Raw genomic sequence first — 21135 nt, forward strand, 5'->3', positions numbered from 1 at the left:
GAACGCACTTATTTTTTCGATTTATTGAAGTCATGACAAACCTAGGGGCATGTACGTTCGTAATAGGTAAATATTAGCAACTCAGGTTGTTCCGGACCTAGCCTTAGTGGATCACGAGAATAGGTAATTTCTTCAGTACGCTCTTCATAACAAGAGTGAAATTCAATCGATTGGTTTAGTTCGACGTCAGACAAAAACCATGGATCTTCGGCCTTTGCGCCCTGCGAGGGTCCAATCACAATGCGATCCGCTTTTCGCGTCAACACATACTCACCATCGCCTTTGGCATGTCCCGGTCTCAGTTGGTTGTCAATCAGTATCGGAATGTTTTCTCGTTTTGCGATTACAGGGTCGTTCAGCCCAAGCATGTCGATAAATACTCGCCCAGTGTTGGCATAAAAAGGAGTGGAGCCCGCTGTGTTTAATGCGACAGTGATGTCGCGCGGCCACTTCTCGTCGATGTGCCTACCCACAATCTCACCAAAAAACGCGGCAGGATCTTTGTGTTTTTTTGGTTGCATGACAGCTATGCCTACCGTCAGCAAATAAGCGGTTCGGGGCAGCCAATAAAGCCATCGAGTTCCAAGTTGTATGCTTACACTAAGTAGCAGTAATGCACTGGGTGCGATAAGCGGTACAATCATACGATTTGATGGCATGTGGTCTCCGCCCGCCCATACCACATAAGATAACTGCAGGATTATGGGAACAAGCAACAAGACTGTGGAACCATCAATCCTTTTCTTAATAGTTGCTAACGCAACACCGAGTATCGCCAAGCCAACTACCGGAACGACCACTACGGCCCGGGCAACATAGGGTGCGCCGCTTTGAATTTTTAACAAAATGGGAAGATCTGCTTTGGCGAAGTAAGTTAGTGGGAGAACCTCACCGTAGACCTTTAAGCGTAAACCGACTTGTGCAAACGCCACGGCCGCAGGAACGCCCACAACTAAAGATGCTGCCACGAATTTTTGTCTAATAGGCAATTGGGACGAGAGTAAAAGGCCAATTGCTGCACCAAAAATAAATACTGACGAATCTAGTCTGGTTAGGGCTGCGAGCGAAAATGCTGTGCAAGAACAGGCAAGCACCCAAGGATCTTCTCTATTTAGAAAACTAAGAAGCGCCCAAACACCGCCTATGAGAAGGGCCGCGACGAAAACCGCTTCCAGCCCACCCAAGGTCCATATTGCGATCGACGAAGAGCAAGCGACTGCTAAAGTTGTTAGCGAGCGCGCCAACCTGTCTTGTGGATCGCTGGTTATTTCTTTCGTTGCACGATAAGTGATGAAAATTACCGCAGCTGCTGCTATCGCATTCAAAAGTTGAACAGCCAAAACCGCTGGTATGCCAACGTCAATAAGCCAGCCAGCCAACAGAACATGCAGCAGACTGGTGTACCCCTCAACTGTTTCGCCGAGGTTCCATTGTAGTAGGCCGGTCTCGGAAAAGTTTTGAGCGTACCTTAGTGAGATGTAGGCGTCGTCATGAAAAAAAGCGTCGTGTTTAACAATTAACAACCCAAATAAAACAAACCCCAGAAAAAGAGCTTTTTTTTCGACAGGCATTAGAACCTCTCTCCGATTTGTAAATGACGCGTTGATACGGGCAAATTACCCAAAAACTAGGTTGCTCAATTATGCGCATAGCTGCAATTTTGTGCCGCGTCCACAAGGTTTTGGTGTAGTAATCCGCTGGTATGTTATTGTTAAACTTGCAGGAGTAATCAGTTTAAAAGTCGATGAAATTTAGTCTGGCGCAGCTGCCAGACGAGTTGAGGGTTCCAATCCTTTGCAGTGTAAGGCGAAGGCCCGTGTTAAGCTCAATCTAGAATGCCCCCTGTTAAACGCGCTTCCAAGGCGTGAACTGGGCTACTTGCCAACCCATTCGTTCCCCTGTAAACACCGCCCCTATCGTCTTCGGGCGAGATTCTCTCGTGGGAGATCGCAGGGATCGCGATTCCGGATCGGACCACGCAACATAAAACCGGATGGGACGCGTCCCATTCACGTTGAAAGGAAAACCAAATGGCCAAGAAGCTTGCTGGTACGATGAAGCTGCAGGTTCCTGCAGGTCAGGCGAACCCGTCGCCGCCAGTTGGTCCGGCGCTGGGTCAGCGCGGCATCAACATCATGGAATTCTGCAAGGCGTTCAACGCCAAGACCGCAGACATGGAGCCCGGCGCTCCGTGCCCGACCGTGATCACCTACTATCAGGACAAGTCCTTCACCATGGACATCAAGACGCCGCCCGCGTCTTACTACCTGAAGAAGGCGGCGGGTCTGAAGCCGGTCGGCAAGCGCAACCGCCCCCGTGGCGCGGAGAACCCCGGCCGTGAGACCGTGGCAACCGTGACCACCAAGCAGGTGCGCGAGATCGCCGAAGCCAAAATGAAGGATCTGAACGCCAACGACGTCGAAGGCGCAATGAAGATCATCCTGGGCTCGGCCCGTTCCATGGGCATCGAGGTGAAGTAAGATGGCAAAACTCGGTAAACGTACCCGCGCAGCGCGCGAAGCCGTCGCCGGCAAGGAAAACCTGTCGGTCGAAGAGGCAGTTGCACTGGTCAAGGCCAACGCAACCTCGAAGTTTGACGAAACCATCGAAATCGCCATGAACCTGGGCGTCGACACCCGTCACGCGGACCAGATGGTGCGCGGCGTCGTCGGTCTGCCGAACGGTACCGGCAAGGACATGCGCGTTGCTGTCTTCGCGCGCGGCCCCAAGGCTGACGAGGCGAAAGAAGCCGGTGCGGACATCGTCGGCGCCGAGGACCTGATGGAAAGCATCCAGGCCGGCAACATCGACTTTGATCGTTGCATCGCAACCCCGGACATGATGCCGATCGTCGGTCGTCTGGGTAAGGTTCTGGGCCCCCGCAACCTGATGCCGAACCCCAAGGTCGGCACCGTGACCATGGACGTGAAAGCGGCCGTGGAAGCAGCCAAGGGTGGTGAAGTCCAGTTCAAAGCGGAAAAAGGTGGTGTCGTACACGCAGGCGTTGGCAAGGCGTCGTTCGACGAAGCCAAGCTGGCGGAAAACGTCCGCGCCTTCATCTCGGCCGTTGCCAAGGCGAAGCCGTCGGGCGCCAAGGGCACCTACATGAAGAAAATCGCGCTGAGCTCGACAATGGGCCCCGGCGTGACCGTGGATGTGGCGCAAGCTTCGGGCGAATAAGCCGACACATTCTTTCGGAAATTCGAACCCCGGGCGGTCATCCTGCTCGGGGTTTTCTTTTGCTCTCAGATAGCAGGTTCGACTGTGACCTGATTGGGTATTTCGCGCACGCGTGCCTTGTCGGCCTCCAGCCTGAGGTCGCGCTCAGCAACGGTCAATGCCTGGTTCGCAGCCGCCCGGGCCGCGGTTGTCATTGCACCGTCTTTAGTCTGCGTCAGTCGGGTCAGCGCGCTGAGAATGGCCTCGTGGACTTCGACCTTGTCACCGGCATCCCGGGAAATGGCCGCAAAAGCGTCACGAAGGAATGTGTCGATCGCGATTTCCGGGGCATGGATTCTCGGGAATTGCGGGTCGGCGGGTTGGGTGGGCCGCGAGCCAAGTGGCAGGAGAACCCGCAGCAACCTCTCGACCATCTGAATTGCCGTCGTCGGGTCGTTGATACCCGGCGAGAGCGCGCGCTGTGCGATTTCGGACAGGGTTTGAATGCCAAAGCGGGGGTCTTGATCGAAGCTGCGCTCGGTCCCGATCACGAAGGCTTCCCGGATGGTTTCACCATCCATTTTCCGGGTCGCTCTGGCCAGGGGTTGGCCTTCGGTCACGAATTGCCCCGGCAGCGCCATGATCCAGATTTCGCAGTCGTTCTCTTCGGCGCAGGAATTCAGCATACCGACATCCACGTGGCGCACGTTCCCTGTAGAACTGGCCCGCACGTCGTGCCCGGTTCGCGGAACATCCGCGGCGGATTGATACGGAACGGCGCCGAGGCACGGCAGTTCCATGGCTCGGGTCATGGTGTCCCTGGCGTTCTTTTCTATCTTGCGCGCCGTTTCGGAGATGCTGCCATAGCTGGGCAATTGGTCGATCCAGAGCAAGAGCGCCAATGTCACCAAAAAGATCACCACCAAGGTGAACGCAAGCGCAACGGCGATGGATTGCTGGGTGTAGACCCCGGTTTCGACAAGGATCAGCGATACGAGCGCGAAGATGAATGCGCCGAGAAACGTGGCCAGCACGTTTTGCGAGACACTGTCCTCTTCGATCACCTGCTGGGCGCGCGGGGAGGACTGGTTCGAGGCCCATCGCTGTGCCGCGACCATAATAGACAGAGAAAAGGTCGTGACCGCCAGCATGGACGACGCCAGAATGCCGAGGATCTTTGCCACGGCCTCCGTGCTCAGCCGTTGTGCGAGAAAGTCGGGGACGAAGCCGCCGAGGTAGGTGCCAATCCCCGCGCTGACTACGGCGAGAGCAGCAATCAGGCTGGTTCGAACCCATAATTGGCGAGAAATCTGACGAAACAGGAATTGCGGCTTGGAAATGGATTTCAACTTGATCATTCGTTGATCCTGTTCGGGTTTGCGGTCATTGTCTACCGGCTTGGGGTTCGGGCCAATTTACCCCTTGGAAACCCCGGCCATCTGCCCTAAAGAGGGCTGCGGAATAAAGCGTGCGATTCGTCGTGCGCTTTATTTCGTTTCGTCCAAGACGGTGGGTGGGTCCTTCCGGCCCCTTAATTCCCTGCCTGAGACGGGTAAGACCAAAGAATTTCGAGGGTCCTGACCCTCGGGCGCATTTTGGCCAATCCCGTAACAACGGACCTGAACGCCGGGGCGCAGCCCTCGGCAAATATGAGCCGGGGTGAAACATCGCCCCTAACTTGGAGAGAACTGTGGATAGAGCCCAGAAAGAGAAAGTGGTCGAGGAACTCGGCCAAATCTTCGAAAGCTCTGGCGTCGTAGTGGTTGCTCACTACGCCGGTCTGACAGTTGCCGAGATGCAGGACCTTCGCGCACGTGCTCGTGACGCGGGCGGCTCCGTGCGTGTTGCCAAGAACAGGCTCGCCAAAATCGCCCTCGACGGTAAGCCATGTGCGAGCATTGCTGACCTGCTGACGGGTATGACTGTTCTGACCTATTCCGAGGACCCCGTGGCAGCAGCCAAGGTGGCCGAGGACTTCGCCAAGGAGAACCAGAAGTTCGAGATCCTTGGCGGTGCAATGGGCGAGAACGCTCTGGACCGGGCTGGTGTCACAGCCGTGTCGAAAATGCCGTCGCGTGAAGAGCTTATTGCTTCGATCGTGGGCTGCATCGGCGCGCCTGCTTCGAACATCGCCGGTGCAATTGGCGCACCTGCAAGCAACATCGCAAGCATCCTTTCCACCATCGAAGAGAAGGCGGAAGCTGCGTAAGCGGTTGGCACTGAATGATCTGCGTGGGGCACATGCCCTGACGTTGGAACACACACTGTAAACGGAAAGAGCTGATACAATGGCTGATCTGAAGAAACTGGCAGAAGAGATCGTTGGTCTGACCCTGCTGGAAGCACAAGAACTGAAAACCATCCTCAAGGACGAGTACGGCATCGAGCCCGCAGCTGGCGGCGCCGTCATGGTCGCAGGCGCAGCTGGCGATGCCGGCGGTGCAGCTGAGGAAGAGAAAACCGAATTCGACGTCGTTCTGAAGAACGCCGGCGCTTCGAAAATCAACGTCATCAAAGAAGTTCGCGGCATCACCGGCCTGGGCCTGAAAGAAGCCAAGGAACTGGTCGAAGCCGGCGGCAAGATCAAAGAAGGCGTGGACAAGGCAGAAGCCGAAGAGATCAAGGGCAAGCTGGAAGCAGCTGGCGCCGAGGTCGAGCTGGCCTAAGCCTGTCTTTCGGTGCATCGCGGATGCGCCGTGGAATTTGGCTGGGCCCGGAGAAATCCGGGTCCAGCCGAACCTGTCTTAGAAAGGGCCTCATGTGCTGGGGCGTTTTCTAAGACGCGGTTCGCGGATCGGGAGGCTACCATTCGGGACGGTGGCCACGAATTGATCCGGACGTGTCGTCTCGTATGTGCAAGGCGCCGGGGCCCGACGGTGTTTTTGCCCGCTGAGAACATCGAAAGGTGACATCTGACATGGCTCAATCGTTCCTTGGCCAGAAACGTCTTCGGAAATACTACGGCAAAATCCGCGAAGTCCTGGAAATGCCGAACCTCATCGAGGTCCAGAAATCCTCCTATGATCTATTCCTGCGCTCTGGCGATGCCGACCAGCCGACCGACGGCGAAGGTATCAATGGCGTGTTCCAATCGGTCTTTCCGATCAAGGATTTCAACGAAACTTCCGTGCTGGAATTCGTGAAATACGAGCTGGAAAAGCCGAAATACGACGTTGAAGAGTGCATGCAGCGCGATATGACCTACAGCGCGCCGCTGAAGGTCACCCTGCGCCTGATCGTGTTTGATGTCGACGAAGACACCGGGGCCAAATCGGTCAAGGACATCAAGGAACAGGACGTGTTCATGGGCGACATGCCCCTGATGACGCCGAACGGCACCTTCATCGTGAACGGCACCGAGCGCGTGATCGTGTCCCAGATGCACCGGTCGCCCGGTGTGTTCTTCGACCACGACAAGGGCAAGACTCACTCCTCGGGCAAGCTGCTGTTTGCCTGCCGCATTATCCCGTACCGCGGCAGCTGGCTGGACTTCGAGTTCGACGCCAAGGACATCGTCTACGCACGCATCGACCGTCGCCGCAAACTGCCGGTGACCACGCTGCTCTATGCCCTGGGCCTGGACCAGGAAGCGATCATGGACGCGTATTACGACACCGTGTCCTACAAGCTGAACAAGAAGAAGGGCTGGGTCACCCCGTTCTTCCCCGAACGTGTGCGCGGCACCCGTCCCACCTATGACCTGATCGACGCAAAAAGCGGTGAAGTGATTGCCGAAGCCGGCAAGAAGGTCACCCCGCGCGCGGTCAAGCAGCTGATCGACGAGGGCAAGGTCACCGACCTACTGGTGCCGTTCGACCACATCGTCGGCAAGTTCGTCGCCAAGGACATCATAAATGAAGAAACCGGTGCGATCTATGTCGAAGCCGGTGATGAGCTGACCCTGGAATATGACAAGGATGGCGAGCTGATCGGCGGCACCGTGAAGGAGCTGATCGATGCCGGCATCACCGACATTCCGGTTCTGGACATCGACAACATCAACGTCGGTCCGTACATCCGCAACACCATGGCGCAGGACAAGAACATGGGCCGCGAAAGCGCGCTGATGGACATCTACCGCGTCATGCGCCCAGGCGAGCCACCCACCGTCGAGGCCGCGTCGGCTCTGTTCGATACCCTGTTCTTCGACAGCGAGCGCTATGATCTGTCGGCCGTTGGTCGCGTGAAGATGAACATGCGCCTGAACCTGGATGCTCCGGACACCCTGCGGACTCTGCGCCGCGAAGACATCGTGGCCTGCATCAAGGCACTGGTCGAGCTGCGTGACGGCAAGGGCGACGTGGACGACATCGACCACCTGGGCAACCGTCGTGTGCGCTCGGTCGGCGAATTGATGGAAAACCAGTACCGCGTCGGCCTGCTGCGCATGGAACGCGCCATCAAAGAGCGCATGTCGTCGGTCGAGATCGACACCGTCATGCCGCAGGACCTGATCAACGCGAAACCGGCGGCGGCCGCCGTGCGTGAATTCTTCGGCAGCTCGCAGCTGTCGCAGTTCATGGACCAGACCAACCCGCTGTCGGAAGTCACCCACAAACGCCGCCTGTCGGCGCTTGGCCCGGGTGGTCTGACGCGCGAGCGTGCGGGTTTTGAGGTGCGCGACGTGCACCCGACCCACTATGGTCGGATGTGCCCGATTGAAACACCTGAAGGTCCGAACATCGGTCTGATCAACTCGCTGGCCACCTTTGCCCGCGTGAACAAGTACGGTTTCATCGAAACCCCCTATCGCGTCGTGAAAGGCGGGCAGGTGACCGATGAGGTTCACTACATGTCCGCGACCGAGGAAATGCGTCACACCGTGGCCCAGGCCAACGCGACGCTGGATACGGATGGCAAGTTCATCAACGATCTGGTCTCGACCCGTCAGGCCGGTGACTACACGCTTGCCCCGCGCGAGAACGTGGACCTGATCGACGTTTCGCCGAAGCAGCTGGTCTCGGTTGCGGCCTCGCTGATCCCGTTCCTTGAAAATGACGACGCCAACCGCGCTCTGATGGGCTCGAACATGCAACGTCAGGCGGTTCCGCTGCTGCGGGCCGAGGCGCCGCTGGTCGGTACCGGGATTGAGGAAAAGGTTGCGATCGACTCGGGTGCTGCGATCCAGGCGAAACGTGCCGGCATCATCGACCAGGTTGATGCCCAGCGTATCGTTATCCGCGCCACCGAAGATCTGGAACTGGGCGACGCGGGTGTTGACATCTATCGTCTGCGCAAGTTCCAGCGTTCGAACCAGAACACCTGCATCAACCAGCGTCCGCTGATCAAGGTGGGTGACACCGTCCAGAAGGGCGAAGTCATTGCCGATGGTCCGTCGACCGATATGGGTGAACTGGCCTTGGGTAAGAACGTGGTCGTCGCGTTCATGCCGTGGAACGGTTACAACTACGAAGACTCGATCCTGATCTCGGAACGTATCGCGCGTGACGACGTCTTTACCTCGGTCCATATCGAGGAATTCGAAGTCGCCGCCCGTGACACCAAGCTGGGCCCGGAAGAGATCACCCGCGACATCCCGAACGTCGGTGAAGAAGCGCTGCGCAACCTCGACGAGGCGGGCATCGTTTACATCGGTGCGGATGTTGAACCGGGCGATATTCTGGTCGGCAAGATCACTCCGAAGGGCGAAAGCCCGATGACCCCGGAAGAAAAGCTGCTGCGCGCCATCTTCGGTGAAAAAGCATCTGACGTGCGCGACACCTCGCTGCGCGTGAAGCCAGGCGATTACGGTACGGTCGTCGAAGTCCGCGTCTTCAACCGTCACGGCGTCGAGAAAGACGAGCGTGCGCTGCAGATCGAGCGTGAGGAAGTCGAACGTCTGGCCCGTGACCGGGACGACGAACTGGCGATCCTCGACCGCAACATCTATGCGCGTCTCAAGTCGATGATCCTGGGCAAAACCGCCGTCAAGGGGCCGAAAGGCGTCAAGGCGGGCTCGGAGATCACCGAAGAGCTGCTCGAGTCGCTGACCCGCGGTCAGTGGTGGCAGCTGGCGCTGGAAGACGAGAAGGACGCCCAGATCGTCGAGGCTCTGAACGAGCAGTACGAGGTGCAGAAACGCGCCCTGGATGCCCGTTTCGAAGACAAGGTCGAGAAGGTCCGCCGTGGCGACGACCTGCCGCCGGGCGTGATGAAGATGGTCAAGGTCTTCATCGCCGTGAAGCGCAAGCTGCAGCCGGGCGACAAGATGGCCGGCCGTCACGGGAACAAGGGTGTGATCTCGAAGGTCGTGCCGATGGAGGACATGCCGTTCCTTGCGGATGGTACTCCGGTCGACTTCTGTCTGAACCCTCTGGGCGTGCCGTCGCGTATGAACGTCGGTCAGATCCTTGAAACCCACATGGGTTGGGCCGCGCGCGGTCTGGGTCTGAAGATCGACGAGGCGCTGCAGGAATACCGCCGCTCGGGCGACCTGACGCCGGTTCGTGACGCGATGAAACACGCCTATGGCGAGGATGTCTACGAAGAGGGCATCAGCGGCATGGACGAAGATCAGCTGATCGAAGCGGCCAGCAACGTGACCCGCGGTGTTCCGATCGCAACCCCGGTCTTTGACGGCGCCAAAGAGGCCGACGTCAACGACGCGCTGATCCGCGCCGGTTTCTCGGAAAGCGGTCAGTCGATCCTGTTCGACGGCCGCACCGGCGAGCAGTTCGCGCGTCCGGTGACCGTGGGCATCAAGTACCTGCTGAAACTGCACCACCTGGTGGACGACAAGATCCACGCGCGTTCGACCGGGCCGTACAGCCTGGTGACCCAGCAGCCGCTTGGCGGTAAGGCGCAGTTCGGTGGTCAGCGCTTTGGTGAGATGGAGGTCTGGGCTCTGGAAGCTTACGGCGCCGCCTACACCCTGCAGGAGATGCTCACCGTGAAATCGGATGACGTCGCCGGCCGGACCAAGGTCTATGAGTCGATCGTCAAGGGCGAGGATAACTTCGAGGCGGGCGTACCGGAATCGTTCAACGTTCTGGTTAAAGAAGTCCGTGGCCTCGGCCTGAATATGGAACTCCTGGATGCGGAGGTTGAGGAGTAAGGGCGCTGCCCTTTCTCCCGTCCCCCCTTCCGCAAGATTTGAGGTAACAAATGAACCAGGAAATCACCAACAACCCGTTCAACCCGCTGACGCCGCCCAAGGTTTTCGACGAGATCAAGGTCTCGCTGGCGTCGCCCGAGCGGATCCTGTCTTGGTCCTATGGTGAGATCAAGAAGCCTGAAACCATCAACTACCGGACGTTCAAGCCTGAACGTGACGGTCTGTTCTGCGCGCGTATCTTTGGCCCGATCAAAGATTACGAATGTCTGTGCGGCAAATATAAGCGGATGAAGTATCGCGGCGTTGTCTGCGAGAAATGCGGTGTGGAAGTCACCCTGCAGAAGGTTCGCCGTGAGCGTATGGGCCACATCGAGCTGGCCGCGCCGGTCGCTCACATCTGGTTCCTGAAATCGCTGCCGTCGCGCATCGGTCTGATGCTGGACATGACGCTGCGCGATCTGGAACGCGTTCTGTACTTTGAAAACTATGTCGTCATCGAGCCCGGTCTGACGGACCTGACCTACGGCCAGATGCTGACCGAGGAAGAGTACATGGACGCGCAGGATGCCTATGGCATGGACGCGTTCACGGCGAATATCGGTGCCGAAGCCATCCGTGAGATGCTGGCCCAGATCGATCTGGAAGCCGAAGCCGAGCAGCTGCGCGCTGATCTGGCCGAAGCAACCGGCGAGTTGAAGCCCAAGAAGATCATCAAGCGTCTGAAGGTTGTTGAATCCTTCCTCGAGTCGGGCAACCGCCCCGAGTGGATGGTGATGACCGTGATCCCGGTCATTCCGCCGGAACTGCGTCCGCTGGTTCCGCTGGATGGTGGCCGTTTCGCGACTTCGGACCTGAACGACCTGTATCGCCGCGTCATCAACCGGAACAACCGTCTGAAGCGTCTGATCGAACTGCGCGCGCCTGACATCATCGTCCGCAACGAAAAGCGGATGCTGCAGGAGTCCGTGGATGCTCTGTTCGACAACGGCCGTCGTGGCCGCGTGATCACGGGTGCCAACAAGCGTCCGCTGAAATCGCTGTCGGACATGCTGAAAGGCAAGCAGGGCCGCTTCCGTCAGAACCTTCTGGGTAAGCGCGTCGACTTCTCGGGCCGTTCGGTCATCGTGACCGGCCCCGAGCTCAAGCTGCACCAGTGTGGTCTGCCCAAGAAGATGGCGCTGGAACTGTTCAAGCCATTCATCTACTCGCGCCTTGAAGCCAAGGGTCTGTCTTCGACCGTGAAACAGGCGAAGAAACTGGTCGAGAAAGAGCGTCCCGAAGTGTGGGATATCCTCGACGAAGTGATCCGCGAACACCCTGTCATGCTGAACCGTGCGCCGACGCTGCACCGTCTTGGCATTCAGGCGTTCGAGCCGGTCCTGATCGAAGGTAAAGCAATCCAGCTGCACCCGCTGGTCTGTTCGGCCTTCAACGCCGACTTCGACGGTGACCAGATGGCCGTTCACGTTCCGCTGAGCCTTGAGGCGCAGCTGGAAGCGCGTGTTCTGATGATGTCGACGAACAACGTTCTGTCGCCTGCAAACGGCGCGCCGATCATCGTTCCGTCGCAGGACATGATCCTGGGTCTCTACTACGTGACCCTGGAACGCGAAGGCATGCCAGGCGAAGGCAAGGTCTTTGGTTCGATCGACGAAGTCCAGCACGCGCTGGACGCGGGCGAGGTGCACCTGCACTCGAAAATCACCGCGCGGATCACTCAGATCGACGAAGAAGGCAACGAGGTTCAGAAGCGTTTTGAAACCACGCCGGGCCGTGTTCGCTTGGGGGCTCTGCTGCCCAAGAACAACAAGGCACCGTTTGAACTGGTCAACCGCCTGTTGCGGAAGAAAGAAGTGCAGCAGGTGATCGACACCGTCTACCGCTACTGCGGACAGAAAGAGTCGGTGATCTTCTGCGACCAGATCATGTCGATGGGCTTCAAGGAAGCGTTCAAGGCCGGTATCTCGTTCGGCAAGGACGACATGGTGATCCCCGAGGACAAGTGGGGCATCGTGGACGAAACCCGCGAACAGGTGAAAGACTTCGAACAGCAGTACATGGACGGCCTGATCACTCAGGGCGAAAAGTACAACAAGGTTGTCGATGCCTGGTCGAAGTGTAACGACCGCGTAACCGAAGCCATGATGCGCACCATCTCGGCCGTGGCCAAGGATGAGGGCGGCGCCGACAAAGAGCCGAACTCGGTCTACATGATGGCGCACTCCGGTGCGCGTGGCTCGGTAACCCAGATGAAGCAGCTGGGCGGCATGCGCGGCCTGATGGCCAAGCCGAACGGCGACATCATCGAGACACCGATCATCTCGAACTTCAAGGAAGGTCTGACCGTTCTTGAATACTTCAACTCGACCCACGGTGCCCGTAAGGGTCTGTCGGATACCGCTCTGAAGACGGCGAACTCGGGCTACCTGACCCGTCGTCTTGTTGACGTGGCGCAGGATTGCATCGTGCGCGAGGTTGATTGCGGAACCGACCGTGCGATCACGGCTGAGGCCGCGGTCAATGACGGTGAAGTCGTCGCGTCGCTGGCGGAACGCGTTCTGGGCCGTGTGGCCGCAGATGACGTTCTGCGTCCGGGAACCGACGAGGTCATCGTCGCCGCCGGACAGCTGATCGACGAACGCATGGCCGATACGATCGACGAGGCCGGTGTTGCCTCGATGCGCATCCGCTCGCCTCTGACCTGTGAGTCCGAGGAAGGCGTCTGTGCAACCTGCTACGGTCGTGACCTTGCACGCGGGACCATGGTGAACACCGGTGAGGCTGTCGGCATCATCGCCGCGCAGTCGATCGGTGAACCGGGTACGCAGCTGACGATGCGGACCTTCCACATCGGTGGTGTTGCGCAAGGTGGTCAGCAGTCGTTCCAGGAAGCGAACCAGGACGGTGTCGTTGCCTTTGAGAACCCGCAGATTCTGGTCAATGCCGCCGGCGAAAGCCTGGTCATGGGCCGGAACATGAAGCTGGTGATCAACGACGAACACGGCGAAGAGCGCGCCAGCTTCAAGCTGGGCTACGGTTCGAAGCTGTTCGTCAAGGAAGGCACCAAGGTCAAGCGCGGCGACAAGCTGTTCGAGTGGGACCCCTACACCCTGCCGATCATCGCCGAGAAAGCCGGTACCGCAAAATACGTCGACCTGGTTTCGGGCATTGCTGTCCGCGACGAGACCGACGATGCAACCGGCATGACCCAGAAGATCGTGATCGACTGGCGCGCCGCCCCCAAAGGCAGCGATCTGAAGCCCGAGATCATTCTGGTGGACGACAACGGCGAGCCGGTCCGAAACGATGCGGGCAACCCGGTTCACTATCCGATGTCTGTGGACGCGATCCTGTCGGTCGAAGACGGTCAGAAGATCGAAGCCGGTGACGTTGTTGCGCGTATTCCGCGTGAAGGCGCCAAGACCAAGGACATCACCGGTGGTCTGCCGCGTGTGGCCGAACTGTTCGAAGCGCGTCGTCCGAAAGATCACGCAATCATCGCGGAAGCCGATGGTTACGTGCGCTTTGGCCGCGACTACAAGAACAAGCGTCGCATCAGCATCGAGCCGGTCGACGAGTCGCTGGAGACGATCGAGTACATGGTGCCCAAGGGCAAGCACATCCCGGTTCAGGAAGGCGACTTCGTGCAGAAGGGTGACTACATCATGGACGGCAACCCGGCTCCGCATGACATCCTGTCGATCATGGGTGTCGAGGCGCTGGCTGACTACATGATCAACGAGGTGCAAGAGGTCTACCGCCTGCAGGGTGTGAAGATCAACGACAAGCACATCGAAGTCATCGTGCGCCAGATGCTGCAGAAGTGGGAGATCCTGGACTCGGGCGACACCACCCTGCTGAAGGGCGAGCATGTCGACAAACAGGAGTTCGACGCGGCCAACGAGAAGACCATCGCCCGCGGTGGTCGTCCGGCCCAGGGCGAGCCGATCCTTCTGGGGATCACCAAGGCATCGCTGCAAACGCGTTCGTTCATCTCGGCGGCATCCTTCCAGGAAACCACCCGTGTGCTGACCGAAGCTTCGGTTCAGGGCAAGAAGGACAAGCTGGTTGGCCTGAAAGAGAACGTCATCGTCGGCCGTCTGATCCCGGCCGGTACCGGTGGTGCGACACAGCGTGTCCGCCAGATCGCGCAGCAGCGTGACAATGTCGTCATCGAGGCACGTCGCGAAGAGGCCGAGGCCGCAGCCGCGCTGGCCGCTCCGATGATGGATGATGACATGGTCGGCGACGAGCTGGACTCGCTGGTGGAAACTCCGGAAAGCCGCGAATAATATCGGCGACGAGAAACTCAGAAAGGCCCTGCGGTTCCGCGGGGCCTTTTTTGTTTCGGCCGGTGCCGGAAGCGGCCAGGGTTCGATCCAAACACTGTGATTTCAAATGGAACTGCTGCATACTCAAAAATCAGAATGTGGTAATGGAATTGCTCCCGTCATCACTGTTTGGAACTCAACACGGGTCTTGATCGGATGCTCATAGTCCTTGGATTGTATTTTGGCGTGATTTGGCTGGTCTTCTCCAAGTTCAGCCTGCTGCCCTGGAATGGCTTCTGGAAGACCGTTTCATACGGTGGGGCCGCCGTCGTCGCGTTGGTTGTCATCGGCGCACTCAACCACACGGCGCCTACGGGGCCTGTGTCGGTTCTGGGTGTTCAGACAAGCATTGTGCCTAATGTCTCCGGAACGGTCGTCGAAGTTGCCGTTGAGCCGAACCAGAAGGTCAACGAAGGCGATCTCTTGTTCAGAATCGATCCCGAGTTCTACGTGCTCGAGGTAGCGCGGCTGGAGGCATCTCTGGAAGCCGCCCGGTCGGCAGCGGACCAATTGACCACGGATCTGGCGGCTGCCGAAGCCGATATCGCTTCATTGACCGCGCAACTTGTTTTTGGGCAGCAGCGGCGGGATGACATCGTTCAACTGGAAGAGCGTGGCGCATCCACCACCTTCAAACTGCAGGAAGCGGTCGCGACGATCGAACAACTCACCGCAAGCATTCGTGCAGCAGAAGCCCGAAAAGCAGGGCTGGAGCGCCGGATCGCGGCTCAGATCGACGGTGAGGATGTGGCGGTCGTGGAGGCCGAACAGGCGCTTGCGCAGGCCGAATGGAACCTCAAGCAGACGGAAGTCTTTGCGCCGGGCGACGGGATCGTCAGTGCGGTCACGCTGCGCCCGGGCAATCGCGCGACAACCTTCCAGGGCGCATTGACCTTCATAGATCCGACGAACCACGCGTTGGTGGCCTCGCTGCCCCAATCCAGCCGATCCAATGTCGGCCTTGGCGATGAAATCCGTGTGGCGCTGCGAACCCAGCCGGGATCCGAGATCATGGGAACTATTTCGGGGTTTCCGCCGGCCTTGTCTGAGGGCGCACTGGATCTCCGATCCGGTTTGCCCTCGATGCGCGAACTTGTCGGGATCACCAGCTTTCCGGTCCTCATCGAACTTCCTGGCGATGTACCTCTGGAAACACTTCAATTCGGCGCGTCGGGCACCGCGCTTGTGATGACAGACAAGGCCGGGCCGATTTCGCCACTTGCAGAGATACTGTTCTGGGTCACGCAGAAGCTGAACTACCTGTAGGCTGGAACACAGAAAACCGCCCCATGGCAGTGATCAGGTACAACCGCGATCGGACCAAACAATATCGAATTGGCCGGATCACAAGTTGACAATCTGCTCATGTGAGATGCCAATGCCGGGACCAGATTGAAACCGGGCCAAGGCAATGACACCGAACGTCAAAGGCGCCCTGCTGATGATGGGCAGCATGGCCGCATTCACTGTGAACGATACACTGGTCAAGGCGGCTGGTCAGGAGGTGCCACTGTTCCAACTGGTGGTTCTGCGCGGATTGTTGGCGACCATCCTGGTTTTTGCGCTGGCCCGGCATCTGGGGGCATTGCATCTGCGGTTCGGGCGGCACGACCGCTGGTTGGTGGCTTTTCGCTGTGTGGCGGAATTGTCGGCGACGTTCTTCTTCCTCACGGCATTGATGCACATGCCACTGGCCAATGTGACCGCGGTTCTGCAGGCCCTGCCGCTGACCGTAACCCTGGGTGCGGCCCTGTTCTTTTCGGAACAGATCGGGTGGCGGCGGATCATGGCCATTGCATTGGGGTTTGCAGGCATGCTGCTGATCGTGCGACCCGGTCCGGACGGATTCAGCATCTATGCCATGTATGCCCTGATTGCCGTCATCTGCGTGACGGCTCGGGATTTGATCACCCGCCGAATGTCGCCCGAGGTACCGTCGATGGTGGTCACTTTGGCAACCTCATTGACGATTACCACCGGTGCGGCAGTTGCCTCGGCTTTTGACGGTTGGGTGCCGATGACGGCCGGGTCGGGGATGTTGATTGCCTCGGCGGCTGTTTTCGTCCTGCTGGGGTATCTCTTCAGCGTCATGGTGATGCGCGTTGGCGAGGTCAGCTTTGTCGCGCCGTTCCGATACTCGAGCCTGATCTGGGCCTTGGGTCTGGGATGGGCAGTATTCGGAGATTGGCCCGACCGGATCACCATGCTGGGCGCCGCACTGGTGGTCAGCGCGGGCCTGTTCACCCTCTTTCGCGAGCGGGCGCTTCAGGCGTCCGAATAGACGCGTCGGACCATCGTCTGATCAATTGCAAACCGGGTTTCGAACTGCTTTGCCAGAGCGGGGGTCAGAGGTTCCAGCTTGGCCTTGCTTGTACGGGTGTTGGGTGAATCGTTGAACCCGTTGAGAGTGCGCACCCACATCGGCGGTTCGTTCTGGCTGATGACTGGCATGAAGTTGCCGATCTTTTGGTGGGCAAAGTTCATGATCGCCAGCTCACAACCGCCGCGCACATACATCCCAAAACCAACACCCAGCAGGGACCGGTGAACCGGCGTGGCCTGGATTCCGCTGGCGTCGAACCGGGCAAGAAAGCCGTGATTGAAATCGATGGCAACCATCTTGTTGCGCCGCACCAGCCCTTCGGCGTCCTGAACCGCGCGGCGCAGCAATTCGACGAAATCCACCGCAATCGCATCGTCGTCATCATGACGGAACTGCAGGCATGGCAGGTCAGGGTTCAGGCGTGCCCGGTTCAGGACGTCCTTCATGACAGAGCGATGCCGGCCGGGTTCCTGCGAGACGATTTGCACTTGTTTCATGCCCGAAGTCAGGTCGTTCAGACGATCACGGGCGACCCTAGGCAGGCAGGTCCCCGTCACGATCAGAAACTGAAACCGCGGATCCGTCTGGGCGCGTAGGGCGGGCAGGGCGCAGGTCTCGAACAGGCGGAACCGCTCGTCCAGACGCCGGGGGTCATACAGATAGCGCCGGCGCGCTTCGACCGACTCGTGCATGGTCTGGAACCCGCCGATGGCCGGGTAGGAGAAACGGCACAGACCAATGACTTGCATCTTCACTTCCGGTACGAATACACCAGTGCGGACTATGCCCCGAGGGATGTGACACCGCAACCGATGTCGCTTCCGCCGCGACGCACGGCTGCAAGGCGGGCGGGCATCTGCCGGGGCTGTTGACAGTCGGGCCGACTCCCCCTATACGCCCGTCATCTCGGTACCGGGGGCCGCCCCAAAACCGATTTCAGTATTGAACTGGTCAAGGCCCGGACAATTTTGCAGTTCGCGCCCTCTGATAACCAACCGCGACGTTCACCTCGGAATGGGAACGCTCGCGGGTTTTGCGCTTGTGGACGCATTGGCGCAGCGAAGTTAGCCGCACGCAACGCGCGTGCATGTCATGTGTGTTGCAAAACGGGGAAGAAACCGGAATGCCAACTATTCAACAGCTGATCCGCAAACCGCGGCAGCCCAAAGTAAAACGCTCGAAGTCCATGCACCTGGAGCAGTGCCCGCAGAAGCGCGGCGTCTGCACCCGCGTGTATACCACCACGCCGAAGAAGCCGAACTCGGCTATGCGTAAGGTTGCCAAAGTGCGCCTGACCAACGGTTACGAAGTCATTTCGTACATCCCGGGTGAAAGCCACAACCTGCAAGAGCACTCGGTTGTTCTGATCCGTGGCGGCCGTGTGAAAGACCTTCCGGGTGTCCGCTACCACATCCTGCGTGGTGTACTGGATACCCAGGGCGTCAAAGACCGTAAGCAACGTCGTTCGAAATACGGCGCGAAGCGTCCCAAGTAAGAAGGAGAGGCTGATATGTCACGTCGTCACGCCGCCGAAAAACGCGAAGTCCTGCCTGACGCCAAATTTGGCGACAAGGTCCTGACCAAGTTCATGAACAACCTGATGATCGACGGCAAGAAGTCGGTCGCAGAGCGTATCGTCTACAACGCCTTCGACCGCGTTGAGAGCAAGATCAAACGCGCTCCTGTCGAGGTGTTCCACGAAGCACTCGACAACATCAAGCCGTCGGTCGAGGTTCGCTCGCGCCGGGTTGGTGGTGCAACCTACCAGGTTCCGGTCGAAGTGCGCCCCGAGCGCCGCGAAGCTCTGGCCATCCGCTGGCTGATCACCGCCGCGCGCGGCCGCAACGAAAACACCATGGAAGAACGCCTCGCCGGCGAACTGCTGGACGCCGTACAGTCCCGCGGTACTGCCGTTAAGAAGCGCGAAGACACCCACAAGATGGCCGAGGCGAACAAAGCCTTCAGCCACTATCGTTGGTAATCCCAGAGGCTTATCCAAATGGCACGCGAATATCCGCTCGAACTATACCGTAACTTCGGTATCATGGCGCACATCGATGCAGGCAAGACCACCTGCTCGGAGCGTATCCTGTATTACACCGGCAAATCCCACAACATCGGTGAGGTGCACGATGGTGCAGCCACCATGGACTGGATGGAGCAGGAGCAGGAACGCGGCATCACCATCACTTCGGCTGCGACCACCACCTTCTGGGAGCGCACCGAGGACGGTCAGACCGCCGATACCCCCAAGCACCGCCTGAACATCATCGACACCCCCGGCCACGTTGACTTCACCATCGAAGTCGAGCGTTCGCTGGCGGTTCTCGACGGTGCCGTCTGCGTTCTGGACGCAAACGCCGGTGTTGAACCCCAGACCGAAACCGTGTGGCGTCAGGCTGACCGCTACAAAGTTCCGCGCATGGTCTTCGTCAACAAGATGGACAAGATCGGCGCCGACTTCTTCAACTGCGTTCGCATGATCGAAGACCGCACCGGCGCGCGCGCCGTCCCTGTCGGTATCCCGATCGGTGCAGAGAACGAGCTGGAAGGCCTGATCGACCTGGTCACCATGGAAGAATGGCTGTGGCAGGGCGAAGACCTGGGTGCAAGCTGGGTCAAAGCTCCGATCCGCGGCAGCCTGAAGGACATGGCTGAAGAATGGCGCGGCAAGATGATCGAAGCGGCCGTCGAAGAAGACGACGACGCGATGATGGAATACCTGGAAGGCAACGAGCCCGACATTCCGACCCTGCGCAAACTGCTGCGCAAGGGCACCCTGGCGCTGCACTTCGTGCCGGTTCTGGGTGGTTCGGCGTTCAAGAACAAAGGTGTTCAGCCACTGCTCAACGCCGTGATCGACTATCTGCCCAGCCCGCTGGACGTTGTCGACTACATGGGCTTCAAACCCGGTGACGAGGAAGAAGTCCGTAACATCGCGCGTCGCGCTGACGATGACATGGCCTTCTCGGGCCTGGCGTTCAAAATCATGAACGACCCCTTCGTTGGCTCGCTGACCTTCACCCGGATCTACTCGGGCGTTCTGAACAAGGGCGACTCGATCCTGAACTCGACCAAAGGCAAGAAAGAGCGCATCGGTCGTATGATGATGATGCACTCGAACAACCGGGAAGAGATCGAAGAAGCGTTCGCAGGCGACATCATCGCTCTGGCGGGTCTGAAAGACACCACCACCGGTGACACCCTGTGCGATCCGAAGGATCCCGTGGTTCTGGAAACCATGACCTTCCCCGATCCGGTGATCGAGATCGCGGTCGAGCCCAAAACCAAGGGCGACCAGGAAAAGATGTCTCAGGGTCTGGCCCGTCTGGCCGCCGAAGACCCGTCCTTCCGCGTGGAAACCGACCTGGAATCGGGTCAGACCATCATGAAGGGCATGGGCGAACTTCACCTGGACATCCTGGTCGACCGTCTGAAGCGCGAGTTCAAGGTCGAAGCCAACATCGGTGCGCCGCAGGTGGCCTATCGTGAGACCATCTCGATGCCGATCGAACATACCTACACCCACAAGAAACAGTCGGGTGGTTCGGGTCAGTTCGCTGAGGTCAAGCTCGAGATCACTCCCACCGAACCGGGCGAAGGTTATTCGTTCGAAAGCCGCATCGTTGGTGGTGCCGTTCCGAAGGAATACATCCCGGGTGTCGAAAAAGGCATCCAGTCCGTCATGGACAGCGGCCCGCTGGCCGGCTTCCCCGTGATCGACTTCAAGGTTGCCCTGCTGGACGGTAAATTCCACGACGTCGACTCGAGCGTTCTGGCGTTCGAAATCGCGTCGCGGATGTGCATGCGCGAAGGTCTGAAAAAGGCCGGCGCGAAACTGCTGGAGCCGATCATGAAGGTCGAAGTGATCACCCCGGAAGAGTACACCGGCGGTATCATCGGCGACCTGACTTCGCGTCGGGGCCAGGTGTCTGGACAAGAGCCGCGCGGCAACGCGATTGCAATCGACGCATTCGTGCCGCTGGCCAACATGTTCGGCTACATCAACACTCTGCGTTCGATGTCGTCGGGCCGCGCCCAGTTCACCATGCAGTTCGACCACTATGATCCGGTTCCGCAGAACATCGCGGAAGAGATCCAGGCAAAATACGCATAACCGAAAAATAGAGGGAGCCTGCTGCCCGGGCTCCCTTCATTTCCGAAAAAGGAGGCCATCATGGCAAAGGAAAAGTTTGAGCGTACAAAACCGCACGTCAACATTGGCACGATTGGCCACGTTGACCACGGCAAGACGACGCTGACCGCAG

Annotated in this window: 15 protein-coding genes; 12 read left to right on the plus strand and 3 right to left on the minus strand. The window is 58.7% G+C overall.

Annotated elements, in window-relative coordinates:
* Nucleotides 1-41: 41 nt before the first annotated feature.
* A complete protein-coding gene (locus ACR0DA_RS13310; protein WP_480754386.1) occupies nucleotides 42-1571 on the minus strand; it encodes a hypothetical protein in 1530 nt (509 codons plus the stop codon).
* 459 nt (nucleotides 1572-2030) lie between these two features.
* Here ACR0DA_RS13310 and rplK point away from each other — a divergent pair, with 459 nt between their 5' ends.
* Nucleotides 2031-2480: a 50S ribosomal protein L11 gene (gene rplK, locus ACR0DA_RS13315; protein WP_093964340.1), complete on the plus strand. Its 450-nt coding sequence runs from the start codon at nucleotides 2031-2033 to the stop codon at nucleotides 2478-2480.
* Nucleotide 2481: 1 nt separating this feature from the next.
* Entirely contained in the window at nucleotides 2482-3180 is a 699-nt protein-coding gene (gene rplA, locus ACR0DA_RS13320; RefSeq protein WP_093964341.1) for a 50S ribosomal protein L1, read from the plus strand.
* Nucleotides 3181-3245: 65 nt separating this feature from the next.
* Here rplA and ACR0DA_RS13325 read toward each other — a convergent pair whose 3' ends face one another.
* Nucleotides 3246-4517 carry a DUF2254 domain-containing protein gene (locus tag ACR0DA_RS13325; protein ID WP_480754387.1) on the minus strand — a complete coding sequence of 424 codons (1272 nt, stop codon included), beginning with the start codon at nucleotides 4515-4517 and terminating at the stop codon, nucleotides 3246-3248.
* 332 nt (nucleotides 4518-4849) lie between these two features.
* Here ACR0DA_RS13325 and rplJ point away from each other — a divergent pair, with 332 nt between their 5' ends.
* The 6 genes from rplJ to ACR0DA_RS13355 all read left to right on the plus strand — a co-directional run bounded on the left by rplJ (nucleotide 4850) and on the right by ACR0DA_RS13355 (nucleotide 16825).
* Complete coding sequence (gene rplJ, locus ACR0DA_RS13330) at nucleotides 4850-5368, plus strand: 50S ribosomal protein L10 (RefSeq protein ID WP_093964423.1); 519 nt, start codon at nucleotides 4850-4852, stop codon at nucleotides 5366-5368.
* A 79-nt stretch (nucleotides 5369-5447) separates the two neighbouring features.
* Nucleotides 5448-5825, plus strand: a complete 378-nt coding sequence (gene rplL / locus ACR0DA_RS13335; protein WP_093964343.1) for a 50S ribosomal protein L7/L12 — start codon at nucleotides 5448-5450, stop codon at nucleotides 5823-5825.
* 251 nt (nucleotides 5826-6076) lie between these two features.
* Complete coding sequence (rpoB, locus tag ACR0DA_RS13340; RefSeq protein ID WP_170341436.1) at nucleotides 6077-10213, plus strand: DNA-directed RNA polymerase subunit beta; 4137 nt, start codon at nucleotides 6077-6079, stop codon at nucleotides 10211-10213.
* A 50-nt stretch (nucleotides 10214-10263) separates the two neighbouring features.
* Complete coding sequence (gene rpoC, locus ACR0DA_RS13345) at nucleotides 10264-14505, plus strand: DNA-directed RNA polymerase subunit beta' (RefSeq protein ID WP_170341438.1); 4242 nt, start codon at nucleotides 10264-10266, stop codon at nucleotides 14503-14505.
* Between the two features lie 195 nt (nucleotides 14506-14700).
* Nucleotides 14701-15810, plus strand: a complete 1110-nt coding sequence (locus ACR0DA_RS13350; RefSeq protein ID WP_480754392.1) for an HlyD family secretion protein — start codon at nucleotides 14701-14703, stop codon at nucleotides 15808-15810.
* Between the two features lie 145 nt (nucleotides 15811-15955).
* Nucleotides 15956-16825: a DMT family transporter gene (locus ACR0DA_RS13355; RefSeq protein WP_480754394.1), complete on the plus strand. Its 870-nt coding sequence runs from the start codon at nucleotides 15956-15958 to the stop codon at nucleotides 16823-16825.
* Here the strand turns inward: ACR0DA_RS13355 and ACR0DA_RS13360 are convergent.
* Complete coding sequence (locus ACR0DA_RS13360) at nucleotides 16810-17616, minus strand: putative rhamnosyl transferase (RefSeq protein ID WP_480754396.1); 807 nt, start codon at nucleotides 17614-17616, stop codon at nucleotides 16810-16812. The genes ACR0DA_RS13355 and ACR0DA_RS13360 overlap by 16 nt on opposite strands.
* 374 nt (nucleotides 17617-17990) lie before the next feature.
* On the opposite strand from ACR0DA_RS13360, the gene rpsL reads away from it, so the two are divergent.
* From rpsL to ACR0DA_RS13380, 4 genes are all read left to right on the plus strand, one after another.
* Nucleotides 17991-18362: a 30S ribosomal protein S12 gene (gene rpsL / locus ACR0DA_RS13365; RefSeq protein WP_005980675.1), complete on the plus strand. Its 372-nt coding sequence runs from the start codon at nucleotides 17991-17993 to the stop codon at nucleotides 18360-18362.
* Nucleotides 18363-18377: 15 nt separating this feature from the next.
* Nucleotides 18378-18848, plus strand: a complete 471-nt coding sequence (gene rpsG, locus ACR0DA_RS13370; protein WP_093964348.1) for a 30S ribosomal protein S7 — start codon at nucleotides 18378-18380, stop codon at nucleotides 18846-18848.
* Nucleotides 18849-18866: 18 nt separating this feature from the next.
* The gene (gene fusA, locus ACR0DA_RS13375) at nucleotides 18867-20984 is read left to right on the plus strand and encodes an elongation factor G (RefSeq protein ID WP_480754397.1); all 2118 of its coding nucleotides are present in this window, start codon (nucleotides 18867-18869) and stop codon (nucleotides 20982-20984) included.
* 60 nt (nucleotides 20985-21044) lie between these two features.
* On the plus strand, nucleotides 21045-21135 hold a 91-nt coding region (locus tag ACR0DA_RS13380; protein WP_215675807.1), incomplete at its 3' end, for a GTP-binding protein.

This window comes from Ruegeria sp. CI8 (genome assembly GCF_056536865.1).